Below are 13,247 nucleotides of genomic sequence, written 5' to 3' on the forward strand. Positions count from 1 at the left end.
CCGGACCCGGACGGGCTCCTGAGGGGAGTGCGCTCACTTGAGGACGGGGTACTTGCGGACCAGCGGGGTGGCGCCCCACCACCGGCCGATGCCGAGGGTGTCGCCGGCCGAGACCAGGGCCAGGCCGGCCAGCACGATCGCGTAGACGAGGTGCTCGTCCATGAAGGGGTTGGTGGTGAGGGGAAGCTCGGCCGCCCACATCAGCACCAGCATGAGCCCGCCGGCGACCGCGGCGATCCGCAGCCCGGCGCCGAGGATCAGCGCGACGCCGACGCCGAGCAGGCCGATCATGAACAGCCAGTCGACCCACGCCTGCCCGGCGAGGCCGGAGAAGAAGCCGCCGAGCGCGTTCTCGCCGGTGCCCTTGAGGAATCCGGCGGTCGGGCTGCCGCCCTCGATCCAGGCGCGGCCGGCGGGGGTCGAGAAGCCGAGGCCGAAGGTCTTGTCGAGGAAGGCCCAGAGGAAGACCCAGCCGAGGGCGATGCGGGCGAGGGCCCAGACGTATCCGGCGCCGCGGGAAGAGGAGGCGTCCATGACGGGAAGGTCGGAGAGGGAGTGCCGTCCGTTGATGGTGGCCATCATCGACCCCTTTCGTAGAGCCGGTCCGTGAACCTTTGCCGTTTGTTTACGGCTTGATCACACCGTTTCGCGGGTCCGGATCCGAGTGCCGGACGACTCACCCCCGCGGCCCCGAAGTCCCGTCATCCTCGGGACCTTCGGACTCTTGCAGAACCTCGCCCAGTGGGCGCCGCACGCCGCGGATGCGGCAGGGCGCGTGGCCGAGACGCAGGATCATCTGCGGATACTCCCCCGAGCACAGTTCCTGCCTGACGAACTCCCGCAGGTGGTGGACCTCCAGCGGCTGGGTGTGGAACGCGGCCGTCACGTCGTGGGCGGAGGCGCGCAGCAGCACGCGCTGCAATGCCTGCCCGGCCGCGATCCAGTCCTCCGGCCGGTCGCCGGGCGTGGTGAGCAGCGCGACGACGCCCGTCTCCCGCGCCTCCGGCCGGTCCTCGCCGGTGCCCCAGGCGCGCCCGGCCGTGTAGTCGCGCTGGGCGAAGTGCGGCCACGTGCGCCCCGGCTCACCGGGGTAGGCGTCGGCGGGCACCCCGTCCATGTGGCGGCTGCCCGGCGGGCGGCCCCAGCGGACGATCTCCAGGGTGAACGCGCGGTCCCGCGCCTGGACCTCCTGGGCCGCGGCGGTCACGGCGGCCAGGATCCGCGCCGCGGCCTCCGAGCCCACCGGGGTCAGCCGCGCGCCCTCGGCCCGCGCCTCGCCGACCAGGACGTCCAGCAGCTCGTCGGGGACCGGCTCGGGGAGGAACCCCGCCCGGTGCGTGCGGCGGCGCGGGATCTCGGCGTTCATCACGCGCACGTCCTCGTCGGCCTCCTCGTCGGGCCCGAGCCGCACGGTCGCCAGCAGGCCCGGACGGTCGGGGTCGGGCAGCACGCGGACGACCGGCCGGTGCCCCATCCCCCGCAGGGCCGTGCGGATGTTGAACAGCGCCGCGCCGCAGCCGAGCAGCAGCTCCCTGCCTTCGGCGTCGGCGACGCGCAGCAGGCGGTCGGTGTCGGACCGCAGGCTGATCTCGCCCTCCTCAAGCGCGAAGCTCCACGGCTGCGTGTTGTGCGGCGACGGGGCCCAGACCGCGGCCTCCACCGCGGCGCGCAGCTCCTGTTTCGTACGCATGAGCGATGCACCTCCAGGCTCCAGTCCACCGCCGCGGGCCCCGCGAGGGCAGGGACGAAGGGCACCGCCGGGCGGGACGTTGGTCGGGTCAGCCCGCCGTGAGCCGCTTGCGGAACACCCAGTACGTCCACGCCTGGTAGCCCAGCACCACGGGCGTGAAGATCACGGCCACCCACGTCATCACGGTCAGCGTGTAGGGGGTGGAGGAGGCGTTGGCGACGGTGAGGCTGTTGGCCGGGTCCAGGGCGGGCATGACGTTCGGCCACAGGTTCCCGAAGAGGGTGGCGGTGACGGCGGCGATGGCCACCGCGTTGGCGGTGAAGGCCCAGCCGTCCCTGCCCCGCGCCGTCGCGGCCAGGGCGCCCGCGATGCCCGCAGCGGCGACGGCCGCGGTGCCCCAGGTGACGGGCTTGCCCGAGTCGAGCTGGGTGAGCAGCAGGAACGCGCCGCCTGTGCCCAGGGCGAGCAGCCCCGCCTGCCGGGCCACCCGGGCGGCGGCCTCCCGCAACACCCCTTCGGTGCGCAGGGCCAGGAACACCGCGCCGTGCAGCGTGAACAACGTCAGCGTCGCCGCCCCGCCCAGCAGGGCGTAGGGGTTGAGCAGGTCGAACAGGGAGCCCGCGTACTCGTGCCGGGAGTCCAGCGGCACGCCCCTGACGATGTTCGCGAAGGCCACGCCCCACAGGAAGGCGGGGCCGAGCGAGCCCCAGAAGAAGGCGCGGTCCCAGCCCTTGACGCTGTCGCTCTTGCCCCGGTACTCCAGCGCGACGCCCCGGACGATCAGTGCCAGCAGGATCAGGAACAGCGGCACGTAGAAGCCGCTGAACAGGGTGGCGTACCACTCGGGGAAGGCGGCGAAGGTGGCGCCGCCGGCGACGAGCAGCCAGACCTCGTTGCCGTCCCAGACCGGGCCGATCGTGCGGACGACGGCGCGGCGCTCGGCCTCGTCGCGGGCGATGAGCGGCATGAGCACGCCGACGCCGAAGTCGAAGCCCTCCAGGACGAAGTATCCGGTCCACAGGACCGCGATGAGCACGAACCAGACGGTGGTGAGTTCCATGATCGCGGTTCCTCAGTACGAGAGCGCGGGGACGGGCTCGGCGGGGCCGGCCTCGGAGTCCAGGCCGGCGCGGACGAACTTCAGCAGCAGCCTCACCTCGACGACGGCGAGCACCGCGTAGACCAGGGTGAAGCCCACCAGCGTGAGCGCGACCTCGGGGACGTCGGCGCCGGGCGAGACGGCGGCGGCCGTGCGCATGACGCCGAAGACGGTCCAGGGCTGGCGGCCCATCTCGGTGAAGATCCAGCCCAGGGAGTTGGCCAGGAACGGCAGGCCGATGCCGAGCACGGCCACGCGGGTGAACCACGGGCTCGCGGGCAGGCGTCCCCGCCGGGTCAGCCACAGTCCGGCGAGCGCGAGCAGCCCCGCCAGCGCCCCGAAGCCGATCATCAGGCGGAACGACCAGTACGCCAGGCCCACCACGGGACGGTAGTCGCCGGGGCCGTAGAGGGCCTGGTAGCGGGCCTGGATGTCGTTGATCCCCTCCACCTCGCCGTCGAGGGTGTCGGTGGCGAGCAGGCTCAGGCCGTTCGGGATCTGGACGTTGACGCGGTTGCGGCCGCGCTCGACGTCGCCGACGGCGAACAGCGAGAACCCGGCGGAGGTCTCGTCCTCCCACAGCGCCTCGGCGGCGGCCATCTTCATGGGCTGCTGCTCGGTCATGATCTGCGCCTGCCAGTGGCCGGTGAACGCCACCCCGGCCGCGGCGACCAGGCTGATCGCCATCGCGACCCGGGCCGACACGCGGAACAGCGGCACGTCCTTCCCGCGGGCGAGCCGCCAGACGCTGATCCCGGCGACGAACGCCCCGGCGGTCACGAACGCGCCGAAGATCACGTGCGGGAAGGTGACGAGCGTGGTGGAGTTGGTCAGCACGGCCCAGATGTCGGTCAGTTCGGCGCGCCCGCTCACCGGGTCGAGCCGGTAGCCGACGGGGTGCTGCATCCAGGAGTTGGCGGCCAGGATGAAGTACGCGGAGATCGCCGTCCCGGTCGCGGCCAGCCAGATCGTCGCCAGGTGCAGCCGGCGCGGCAGCCTGTCCCAGCCGAAGATCCACAGGCCGAGGAACGTTGACTCCATGAAGAAGGCGATCAGCCCCTCCATGGCCAGCGGCGCGCCGAAGACGTCGCCCACGAAGCGCGAGTAGGCGCTCCAGTTCATGCCGAACTGGAACTCCTGCACGATGCCCGTGACCACGCCCATCGCGAAGTTGATCAGGAACAACCGTCCCCAGAAGCGGGTCAGCCGCAGGTAGCCGGGGTCGTCGGTGCGATGCCAGGCGGTCTGCAGGCCGGCCACCACGAAGGACAGCCCGATCGTCAGCGGGACGAACAGGAAGTGGTAGACGGTCGTGATGCCGAACTGCCATCGCGACAGGTCGAGGACGTCCATCGGTGCTCCAGGTATCGGTGGTTCGCTTCCGGAAGGGTCCGGCACCCGGCGCCGCCCGTCCCAGGGCCGCCCGGCCTCCCGCGGCGGGACCTTGGTCACATCCGGGACGGCGGGCCGGGGACGCCGAGCCCCTGGTGGAACCGGGGGAAAGGACCGAAGTCCCTCGCGCGCGGGCCGTCCGGCACTGCCGCGCGGGCGCCGCGCGGCGGGACCGTGGCGGTGGACTTCCGATGACGGCGCGCCGGCGGGCCTGACCCCCGCCGGTCCCGCCCGGCCGGCGAATTGGAGAACTTTCATGTCCGAGGAATGCGACGTCCTGCTCAGAGACGGCGGCATCGCCCACGTGCGCCCGCTGGCGCCGGGCGACCGCGCCGCCCTCCACGACCTCGTCGACCGGACCTCGGAAGGCTCTGCCTACCTGCGCTTCTTCACCGGCGGCCGGGGAACCGCGCACGCCCACATGGACCGGATCACCGGCCCCGGCCACGAGGGCCGGGTGCTGCTGGCGACCGTCCGCGACCGCCCGGCCGCCATCGCCGAGTACACCCCCGCCGCCGACCCGTCGGTCGCGGAGATGGCGATCCTGATCGACGACGCCGCCCAGGGGCAAGGGCTCGGCACGCTGCTGCTGGAACACCTGGCCGTGCGTGCCGCGGAGGCCGGGGTGCGGGAGCTGGTCGGCGAGGTGCTCGCCGAGAACCGCGCGATGCTCGGCGTGCTGCGCGACCTCGGCCTGCCGGTGGACCTCCATTTCGACGGCGGCCTGGTACACCTGCGGATCGGGCTGGACCCCGATGACCGGTTGCTGGACCGCGTGGCGGCCCGCGACCACGAGGCCGAGCGGGCGTCGCTGGCCCGCGTGCTCGCCCCCGCGTCCATCGCCGTGGTCGGCGCGGGCCGCGACCCGTCCGGCGCCGGGCACAAGGTGCTGCGCAACCTGCTCGACGGAGGCTTCCCCGGCCCGGTCTACCCGGTGAACCCGAAGGCGGCGCGGGTGGCCGGGGTCACGGCGTACCCGGACCTGGGCGCGGTGCCCGGGCCGGTGGACCTGGCCGTGATCGCCGTGCCCGCGCCCGCCGTGCTGGACGTGGCGAGGGACTGCGCGGCGGCCGGGGTCAAGGGCCTCGTCGTGCTGACGGCCGGGTTCGCCGAGAACGGCGGGCGCGCCGCCGAGCGCGCGCTGGTGGCGATCTGCCGGTCGGCGGGCATGCGGATGATCGGCCCGAACTGCCTGGGGATCGTCAACACCGCCGCCCGGATGAACGCGACCTTCCTCACCGCGCCCGTGACCGAGGGGAGCGTGGCGGTGCTGTCGCAGTCCGGCGCGGTGGGCGCGGCGCTGCTGGACCGGCTGCCGGTGTCCTCGTTCGTCTCGGTCGGCAACAAGGCCGACGTGAGCGGCAACGACCTGCTCGACCACTGGGAGGACGACGAGGCGACCCGCGTCATCGCGCTCTACCTGGAGTCGTTCGGCAACCCGCGCAAGTTCGCCAGGATCGCCGCGCGCGTCGGCCGCCGCAAGCCGGTCCTGCTCGTCAAGAGCGGCAGGTCCGGGGCCGGCGACCGCGCGGTGGCCTCGCACACCGCGGCCGCCGCCACGCCCGACGTCGCCGTGGACGCGCTGGTGCGCGCGGCCGGGGTGATCCGCCTGGACAGCGTGCGCGACATGCTGGACACCGCGCGGCTCCTGACCGCCCAGCCGCTGCCCGCCGGGCGCAGGGTCGCCATCGTCGGCAACTCGGGCGGCCCCGAGGCCATGACCGCGGACGCCTGCGAGCGCGAAGGGCTGGTCGTGCCCGAACTGGCCCTCTCCGGGAGCCTCGCCGGGCGGGTGCCCGCCGCGGCGGCGCTCGGCAACCCGGTGGACCTGACCGCCGACGCCTCGGCGGAGGAGATCGGGCTGGCCGTCGAGAGCGCGCTGGCCCGGCCGGACGTCGACGCCGTGCTGATCGTCTACACCCCGCCCTTCGGGTCCGGGCTGGAGGCGACGGCCAAGGCGATCGCCGAGGCCGCCCGCGCCAGTGGCAAGACCGTGGTCGCCTGCGTGATGGGCCAGGACGGCGCGATCGAGGACAGCGCCCCCGCCATCCCCGTCTACGCCTTCCCCGAGCAGGCCGTCCAGGCGCTGGCCCGCGCCGCCGCGTACGCCGAGTGGCTGCGCACCCCGCCCGACCGGGTCGAGCGCGCCTCCGTCGAGGCGGACTGGGCGGCCAAGGACATCGTGCGCGCCGAGCTCGCCGCCCGCCCCGAGGGCGGCTGGCTGGACCCGGACGCCACGGAGCGGCTGCTGCGCGCGTTCGGCGTGACCGTCGCCGAGTCGATCATCGTGGAGGGCCCGTGGGCGGCGGGCGAGGCCGCGGCGGCGTTCGGGACGCCCGTCGTGCTCAAGGCGACGGGGCTCGTGCACAAGAGCGACGTCGGCGGCGTGCGGGTGGGTCTGGCCACGCCCGGCGAGGTGCGGCAGGCGTACCGCGAGATGGCGGCGGAGATCGGGCCGGTGATGACCGGCGCGATCGTGCAGCGCATGGTCCCGCCGGGCGTCGAGATCATCGTCGGCGGCGTCAACTACCCGGCGTTCGGCCCGCTGCTCATGACCGGCATGGGCGGCGTCACCGCCGACCTGCTCGCCGACCGCGCCTTCCGCGTCCCGCCGGTCAGCGCCGACACCGCGGCCGAGATGATCGCCGACCTGCGCTGCTCCCCGCTCCTGTACGGCTACCGCGGCGGCCCGCGGTGCGACACCGCCGCCCTCGCCGACCAGATCACCCGGGTCGGCCGGCTCCTCGACGCGCTGCCCGAGGTCGCCGAGCTGGACCTCAACCCCGTCATCGTCACCCCCGGCGGCGCCGTCGCCGTGGACGCCCGCGTCCGGCTCGCCCCCTGCGCCCCCGCGCCGTCCCCCTACGCCCGCCGCCTCCGCTGACCCTCGGCCGCGACGATCCGGCCCGGCCTCCCGAGGGAGCCGGGCCGGACGCGTGAGGGGTCACAGGAGCGGGAGGCGTACGGCCTCCTCCTGCCAGGGCGGGCAGGTCAGCCGGGAGACCACCGCGACGACGCCGTCCACGTGCCGCACCGCGTACAGCAGCGCGGAGATCTGGGACGGGCGCTCGGCCTCGCCGGCGATGGTCACGACGCCGTCGGCGACGCCGATCTCCAGGGGGGCGGGGTCGAGCCCGATCTCGTCGCGGACGACCGAGACGATGTCGTCGCGCAGCTCGGCCTCCGGGCGCTCGAAGACCCGCAGCAGGTCGGCCTGGTGGACGGTGCCGGCGATCCTGCCGGTCACGGGGTCGATGACCGGGAGCTGCTTGACGTGCCGGTCGTGCATCAGGCGGGCGGCGTCCCTGACCGGCGTCCCTGGGGTCACCGTGACGGCGGGGGCGGTCATCAGCTCGCCCGCGCGCACGCCCGCGGCCTTGCGCCGGTCGAGCCGCCGCGTGCGCGTCAGGAAGGCCGCGGGGAACGCGTTCCCCGGCTCGATCTCCTTGAGCAGCAGGTCGTCCTGGGACACCACGCCCACCGGACGACGGTCCCGGTCGATGACCGTGACGGCCCCGACGGCGTACTTCCTCATCGTGGCCACGATCTCGGAGAACGGCGCGTCCTGGTGGACGGCGATCGCCACGCGTCCCATCACGTTCCTGACTTCGATCGTCATGATGTCTCCTCCTTCGCGCTCCAGCCTCCTCCGGCGCCCGCCGCGGCGGCAGCGGCGAACGTCCCCGGGCGGAGAGGCTTACGGCTCGGGCCGGGGCGGGACCTCGTCGGCGCGCGGCGGTGCCGAAGGTCCTTCCCGGAGGAGCCGATCGGCGGTGCCGCTCCGGATCCGGGCTCACGACACTGGGAGGCACCGACGACAGGAGAGGACGCCCCGATGTCACAGACCCCGCACGGCCTGGAGGAGCACGGCCTGGAGGAGCACGGCCTGGAAGAGCACGGCCTGGAAGAGCTCGGCCAGGAGGAGTGCATGCGGCTCATCTCGCCCGGCGGCATCGGCCGGGTGGCGTTCGACGGCGCGCCGGGGCCGACCGTGCTGCCGGTGAACTACCGGGTCGCCGGCGGCGACATCGTGTTCCGCACCCGCGAGGGCGGCATCCTGGACCTGGACCTGCGCTCGGGCCTGCGCGGCCTGGACATCAAGATCGCGTTTCAGGTGGACCGCGTCGACGAGATCCGGCACGAGGGGTGGAGCGTGCTCATCCAGGGCGCGGCCCACCACGTGCCCGAGGAGGAGGAGGCCGCCGTCCTGTACACGGACCTGCGGTCCTGGGCCGGAGACGACCGGCGGCACTACGTCCGCGTCATCCCGACGCGCGTCACCGGACGCCGTATCCACAGCCTGTGAACGACTCCCGCCGCCGGACGGGCCTGCGCAGGGCCGTCAACGACATCGTCCTGTCCAAGGCGTTCGACAACGGCATGATCTGCGCCTCCGAGCAGGCGGTGATCATCGACGCGGAGGTGTACGACGCGGCGCTGGCCGAGTTCGGCCGGCTGCACGCCTACCTGGCCACCGAGGAGGAGAAGGGCAGGCTGGAGGAGCTTGTTCGGCGGCGCCGCCACGGGCGAGTCGTGCGCGGAGGCCAGGATCAATCCCGAGGTGGTGGGCCGTCCGGCCGCGTGGATCGCCGAGCGCGCCGGGTTCACCGTGCCCGAGGGCACCTCGGTCATCCTCGCCGAGGTCGGCGCGGTCGGGCCGGCCGAGCCGTTGACCAGGGAGAAGCTCTGCCCGGTGCTCGCGGTGCTGCGCGCGGGCGGCGCCGAGGAGGGCATCGTGCTCGCCGAGCGCATGGTGGAGTTCGGCGGCCTCGGCCACAGCGCCGCCGTCCACACCCGCGACGAGGAACTGGTGGAGCGGTTCGGGCGGCGGGTGAAGGCGGTCCGGGTCATCTGGAACGCCCCGGCGTCGCAGGGCGGCATCGGCGACATCTACAACGCGTTCGTCCCGTCCCTGACGCTGGGCTGCGGCAGCTACGGCCGCAACTCGGTCTCCCACAACGTCTCGGCGGTGGACCTGCTGAACATCAAGCGGATCGGGCGGCGGACGAACAACCTCCAGTGGTTCAAGGTGCCCGCGAAGATCTACTTCGAGCCGCACGCTATCAGGTACTTAGCCGACATGCCGGACATGCACCGGGTGACGATCGTGACCGACGCCACCATGACCCGGCTCGGGTACGTCGACCGGATCCTCACCGTGCTCGGCCGCCGCCCCGAACGGGTCGCGCTGCAGATCATCGACGACGTCGAGCCCGAGCCCAGCGTCGCCACCGTCGACCGCGGCGCCGCGCTGATGCGCGCCTTCCACCCCGACACCATCATCGCGCTCGGCGGCGGCTCGGCCATGGACGCGGCCAAGGTCATGTGGCTGCGCTACGAGCACCCCGAGGTCGTGTTCGCCGACCTGCGGGAGAAGTTCTTCGACATCCGCAAGCGCGCGTTCCGGTTCCCCCCGCTCGGCGACCTCGCCCGGCTCGTCTGCGTGCCCACCACGTCGGGCACCGGCGCCGAGGTCACGCCGTTCGCGGTGATCACCGACACCGCCACCGGCGAGAAGTACCCGCTGGCCGACTACGCGCTCACCCCGAGCGTCGCCATCGTCGACCCGGTGCTCGCCGCCGACCTGCCGCCGGTCGTCACCGCCGACAGCGGCTTCGACGCCCTCACCCACGCCATCGAGGCGTACGTGTCGGTCTACGCCGGCGACTTCACCGACGGGCCCGCCCTGCACGCGATCAAGCTGATCGCCGCCAACCTGGAGAACGCGGTGCGGCACGGCGCGGCCGACCCGCGGGCCCGCGAGCACATGCACAACGCCGGGACCATCGCCGGCATGGCCTTCGGCAACGCCTTCCTCGGCATCGTCCACGCCATGTCCCACACGCTCGGCGCCACCTTCCACATCGCCCACGGCCGCACCAACGCCGTCCTGCTCCCGCACGTCATCCGCTACAACGGCACGGTGCCCGCCAAGCCGACCGGCTGGCCCAAGTACGAGCACTACCGCGCGCCCGAGCGCTTCCAGGACATCGCCCACGCCCTCGGGCTGCCCGCCGCGACCCCTGAGGAGGGCGTGGAATCCCTGGCCGCCGCGATCGAACGGCTGCGCGACGCCGTGGGAATCGAGCCGTCCTTCCAGGCCCTCGGCGTGGACGAGGAGACCTTCATGGCCGCGCTCCCCCAGCAGGCCCGCAACGCCTACGAGGACCAGTGCGCCCCGGCCAACCCCCGCATGCCGATGCTCGACGACATGCGCGCGCTGATGCGCGCCGCGTACTACGGCCGCTGAACCCCCGAGCCCGGAACACCGGGGCCCGCGTCGGCGCCCCCGCCGCCGACGCGACGACGCGGCACGTGATATGCACGGGAACGCACGATTCGGCGGGCCGGTGCGCGCCGACGTACGTGGAAGCGAATGGGAGGTCGCCGGCGGTGAAGGTGCAGATCTGGGCGGACGTCATCTGCCCGTGGTGCGGCATCGGCCGGCACCGGCTCAAGGCGGCGCTGGAGCGGTTCGAGCACGCGGACGAGGTCGAGGTGGTCCACCGCTCCTTCCAGCTCGACCCCGGCGCGCCCGCCGGCGTCGCACGGCCGGTGGCCGAGATGCTCACCGCCAAGTACGGCATGGACCCGGCCCAGGTGGCCGCGATGAACGCGCGCGTGGAGGAGCTGGCCCACGCCGAGGGCCTCAAGCCGTACATCGTCGCCGACAACGTGGTGGGGAGCACCGCGCTCGCCCACGAGTTCCTCGCGCACGCCACCGCGCAGGGCATGCACACCCGGGCGTGGGACCACGTCCTCACCGCCTACTGGGGCGAGGCCCGCCCGGTGTTCACCGTCGACGCGCTGGTCTCGCTCGGTGAGGAGATCGGCCTCGACCCGGCGGGCACCCGCGAGGCCCTCACCGACCGCCGCCACCGCTCGGAGGTCGAGCGGGAGGCCGCCCGCGCCCGGGCCCTCGGCGCGACCGGAGTCCCCTTCACCGTCGTCGGCGACCGCTACGGCCTCGCCGGCGCCCAGGACCCCGAAACCGTCCTCGACGTCCTGCGACGGGCCTGGGACGACGCCCACCGGCCATGACGGCGGGCGCGTAAGGTACAGGGTGACCTCCATCCTGCTCGTCGAGGACGACGACGTGATCCGCAAGACCGTCGCGATGGCCCTTGAGCGGTACGGCTACCGTCTCGCCACCGCCGCCGACGGTCTGAGCGGCCTGGAGGCCTTCCTCGCAGGCGGCCACGACCTGCTCCTGCTCGACGTGATGCTGCCCGGGCTGGACGGCATCGGCCTGTGCCGCAGGATCAGGGAGTCCAGTCAGGCGCCGATCCTGATGATGTCGGCGCGCGGCGACTCGCTCGACGTGGTGTCGGGGCTGGAGGCCGGGGCCGACGACTATGTCGTCAAGCCCGTCGACATCCCGGTGCTGGTCGCCCGGATCAGGTCGCTGCTGCGCCGCGCCACCACGCCCGCCCCCCTGTCCGGCGTGCTCACGTTCGGTGAGCTGACCGTGGACCCGGCCGCGCTGGAGGTGCGGCTCGGCGGACGGCCGGTCGAGCTGGCGCCGACCGAGCTGCGGCTGCTCCTGGAGTTCGCGGCCAACCCCGGGATCGTGCTGGAGCGCGCCACTCTGCTCCGCAACGTGTGGGACTACGGGTGGGACGGCGACAGCCGCGTCGTCGACCTGTGCGTGCAGCGGCTGCGCAAGAAGATCGGCGCCGACCGTATCGAGACCGTGCGCGGATTCGGCTACAAACTGCGCCGGTCATGAGGTCGGTCTCGCTGCGCTGGAAGGTCGCGGCACTGATCACGCTGGCCTGCTGCGCGGTCGCGGCCGTGGTGGGCGCTCTCGTCCACCGCACGACCCTTGAGCGCGCGATGTGGCTGGGCGAGGGGCGGGCCCTGGAGTCGGCCGTGGCCGTCGCCGAGAACCACCGCGCGGGCGCGCCCGCCGAGCCGTCTTCCTCGTGGACCGAATGGATCAGGTCGCCGGACGACCTGCCCCCGCCCCTGCGCGAGCGGCTCGCCGCGGCGTCGTCCACGCCCTGGCCGTCGTCCGCCACCTGGTACGACGACCGGAAGCCCGAACAGCCGTGGATGTGGGCGGCGCAGTGGGTGGACGGCGGCCGCGTCGCCATCTCCCAGATCGAGATGGGCTCGGAGCTGCTCAGGCTGCGCGCCCTCGACCGTGCCATGGTCCAGGCCGCGCTGACCGCGCTCGTCGTCGTGGTGCCCGTCTCCGTGGGCCTGGCCGAGCTCGCCAACCGGCGGCTGCGGCGCGTCGCCGTCACCGCCCGCAGGATCGCGGACGGCGACCTGGACGCACGCGTCGGCGGCAAGGGGGACGTCGCGGACCCGCGCGGCCTGGCGCGCTGGGCCGGGTCCGACGAGATCGCCGGCATCTCCGCCGCCGTGGACTCCATGGCGGCGAGCCTTCAGTACCGGTTGCTGGCCGAGCAGCGGTTCACCGCCGACGTCGCCCATGACCTGCGCACCCCGCTGATGGGCATGCTCGCCGCGGCCGAGCTGCTGGAGGACGGCGAGGCCGCCGATCTGGTGCGCGACCGGCTGCGCGTGCTGCGCGCGCTGGTCGAGGACCTGCTGGAGGTGTCCCGGCTGGACGCGGGCGCCGAGGCGGCCGAGCGGATCCGGGTGCCGCTGGCCGAGCTGGCCGAACGGTCCGCGGCCCGCGTGGGGGTGGAGGCGCGCGTGGTGGCCTCGGGCGACCCGGTGGCCGAGACCGACCCGCGCCGTCTGGACAGAATCGTCGCCAACCTCGTCCTCAACGCCCACCGCCACGGCGAGCCGCCCGTGGAGATCACGGTGGGCGACCACGTGATCGAGGTGCGCGACCACGGGCCGGGTTTCCCCCCGGAGCTGCTGAGCGACGGGCCGAGACGCTTTCGCACCGGCGCCGCCGAACGCGGCCGCGGCCACGGCCTCGGGCTCACGATCGCACTGGGCCAGGCCCGCGTCATAGGCGCCGGCCTCACCTTCGCCAACGCCCCCGACGGCGGCGCCGCCGCCACCCTCCGCCTCCCCCGCCAGGCGCCGGGCCCGTCACGCTGACCTAGGCGCCGACCCGGGCTGATACACGGCTGATACACG

At 73.7% G+C, this 13,247-nt stretch carries 11 protein-coding genes; 6 read left to right on the top strand and 5 right to left on the bottom strand.

Features of this window, described 5'->3' with window-relative positions; genetic code table 11:
• Positions 1–33 precede the first annotated feature (33 nt).
• The 4 genes from BJ981_RS09505 to BJ981_RS09520 form a co-directional block, all read right to left on the bottom strand.
• Positions 34–579, bottom strand: coding sequence for a DoxX family membrane protein (locus BJ981_RS09505; RefSeq protein WP_184610023.1), 546 nt, complete (start codon positions 577–579; stop codon positions 34–36).
• 97 nt (positions 580–676) lie between these two features.
• A complete protein-coding gene (locus BJ981_RS09510; RefSeq protein WP_184610025.1) occupies positions 677–1,690 on the bottom strand; it encodes an Acg family FMN-binding oxidoreductase in 1,014 nt (337 codons plus the stop codon).
• An 88-nt stretch (positions 1,691–1,778) separates the two neighbouring features.
• Positions 1,779–2,750: a cytochrome d ubiquinol oxidase subunit II gene (gene cydB, locus BJ981_RS09515; protein ID WP_184610027.1), complete on the bottom strand. Its 972-nt coding sequence runs from the start codon at positions 2,748–2,750 to the stop codon at positions 1,779–1,781.
• A gap of 12 nt (positions 2,751–2,762) precedes the next feature.
• Positions 2,763–4,142, bottom strand: coding sequence for a cytochrome ubiquinol oxidase subunit I (locus BJ981_RS09520; protein ID WP_184610029.1), 1,380 nt, complete (start codon positions 4,140–4,142; stop codon positions 2,763–2,765).
• A gap of 295 nt (positions 4,143–4,437) precedes the next feature.
• Here BJ981_RS09520 and BJ981_RS09525 point away from each other — a divergent pair, with 295 nt between their 5' ends.
• A complete protein-coding gene (locus BJ981_RS09525) occupies positions 4,438–7,065 on the top strand; it encodes a bifunctional acetate--CoA ligase family protein/GNAT family N-acetyltransferase (RefSeq protein WP_184610031.1) in 2,628 nt (875 codons plus the stop codon).
• Between the two features lie 60 nt (positions 7,066–7,125).
• Here the strand turns inward: BJ981_RS09525 and BJ981_RS09530 are convergent, their stop codons facing one another.
• Positions 7,126–7,800 (bottom strand): CBS domain-containing protein, encoded by a 675-nt coding sequence (locus tag BJ981_RS09530; protein WP_184610033.1) that lies wholly within the window; start codon positions 7,798–7,800, stop codon positions 7,126–7,128.
• A gap of 216 nt (positions 7,801–8,016) precedes the next feature.
• Here BJ981_RS09530 and BJ981_RS09535 point away from each other — a divergent pair, with 216 nt between their 5' ends.
• From BJ981_RS09535 to BJ981_RS09555, 5 genes are all read left to right on the top strand, one after another.
• Complete coding sequence (locus BJ981_RS09535; RefSeq protein ID WP_184610034.1) at positions 8,017–8,487, top strand: pyridoxamine 5'-phosphate oxidase family protein; 471 nt, start codon at positions 8,017–8,019, stop codon at positions 8,485–8,487.
• A gap of 198 nt (positions 8,488–8,685) precedes the next feature.
• Entirely contained in the window at positions 8,686–10,431 is a 1,746-nt protein-coding gene (locus BJ981_RS09540) for an iron-containing alcohol dehydrogenase (RefSeq protein ID WP_204070659.1), read from the top strand.
• A 143-nt stretch (positions 10,432–10,574) separates the two neighbouring features.
• Positions 10,575–11,222 carry a DsbA family oxidoreductase gene (locus BJ981_RS09545; RefSeq protein ID WP_184610036.1) on the top strand — a complete coding sequence of 216 codons (648 nt, stop codon included), beginning with the start codon at positions 10,575–10,577 and terminating at the stop codon, positions 11,220–11,222.
• 22 nt (positions 11,223–11,244) lie between these two features.
• Positions 11,245–11,910: a two-component system response regulator CseB gene (cseB, locus tag BJ981_RS09550; RefSeq protein WP_204070658.1), complete on the top strand. Its 666-nt coding sequence runs from the start codon at positions 11,245–11,247 to the stop codon at positions 11,908–11,910.
• Complete coding sequence (locus BJ981_RS09555) at positions 11,907–13,208, top strand: sensor histidine kinase (RefSeq protein WP_184610038.1); 1,302 nt, start codon at positions 11,907–11,909, stop codon at positions 13,206–13,208. The genes cseB and BJ981_RS09555 overlap by 4 nt, the downstream gene beginning before the upstream one ends.
• Positions 13,209–13,247: the final 39 nt, after the last annotated feature.

Source organism: Sphaerisporangium krabiense (genome assembly GCF_014200435.1).
GTDB classification, from domain to species: Bacteria; Actinomycetota; Actinomycetes; order Streptosporangiales; family Streptosporangiaceae; genus Sphaerisporangium; species Sphaerisporangium krabiense.

Bases quoted from the DNA above. Each gene is read 5' to 3' on its own strand.
- BJ981_RS09520 (WP_184610029.1), bottom strand. From the start codon at position 4,142: ATGGACGTCCTCGACCTGTCGCGATGGCAGTTCGGCATCACGACCGTC.
- BJ981_RS09555 (WP_184610038.1), top strand. From the start codon at position 11,907: ATGAGGTCGGTCTCGCTGCGCTGGAAGGTCGCGGCACTGATCACGCTG.
- BJ981_RS09505 (WP_184610023.1), bottom strand. From the start codon at position 579: ATGGCCACCATCAACGGACGGCACTCCCTCTCCGACCTTCCCGTCATG.
- cydB (WP_184610027.1), bottom strand. From the start codon at position 2,750: ATGGAACTCACCACCGTCTGGTTCGTGCTCATCGCGGTCCTGTGGACC.
- BJ981_RS09530 (WP_184610033.1), bottom strand. From the start codon at position 7,800: ATGACGATCGAAGTCAGGAACGTGATGGGACGCGTGGCGATCGCCGTC.
- BJ981_RS09510 (WP_184610025.1), bottom strand. From the start codon at position 1,690: ATGCGTACGAAACAGGAGCTGCGCGCCGCGGTGGAGGCCGCGGTCTGG.
- BJ981_RS09535 (WP_184610034.1), top strand. From the start codon at position 8,017: ATGTCACAGACCCCGCACGGCCTGGAGGAGCACGGCCTGGAGGAGCAC.
- BJ981_RS09525 (WP_184610031.1), top strand. From the start codon at position 4,438: ATGTCCGAGGAATGCGACGTCCTGCTCAGAGACGGCGGCATCGCCCAC.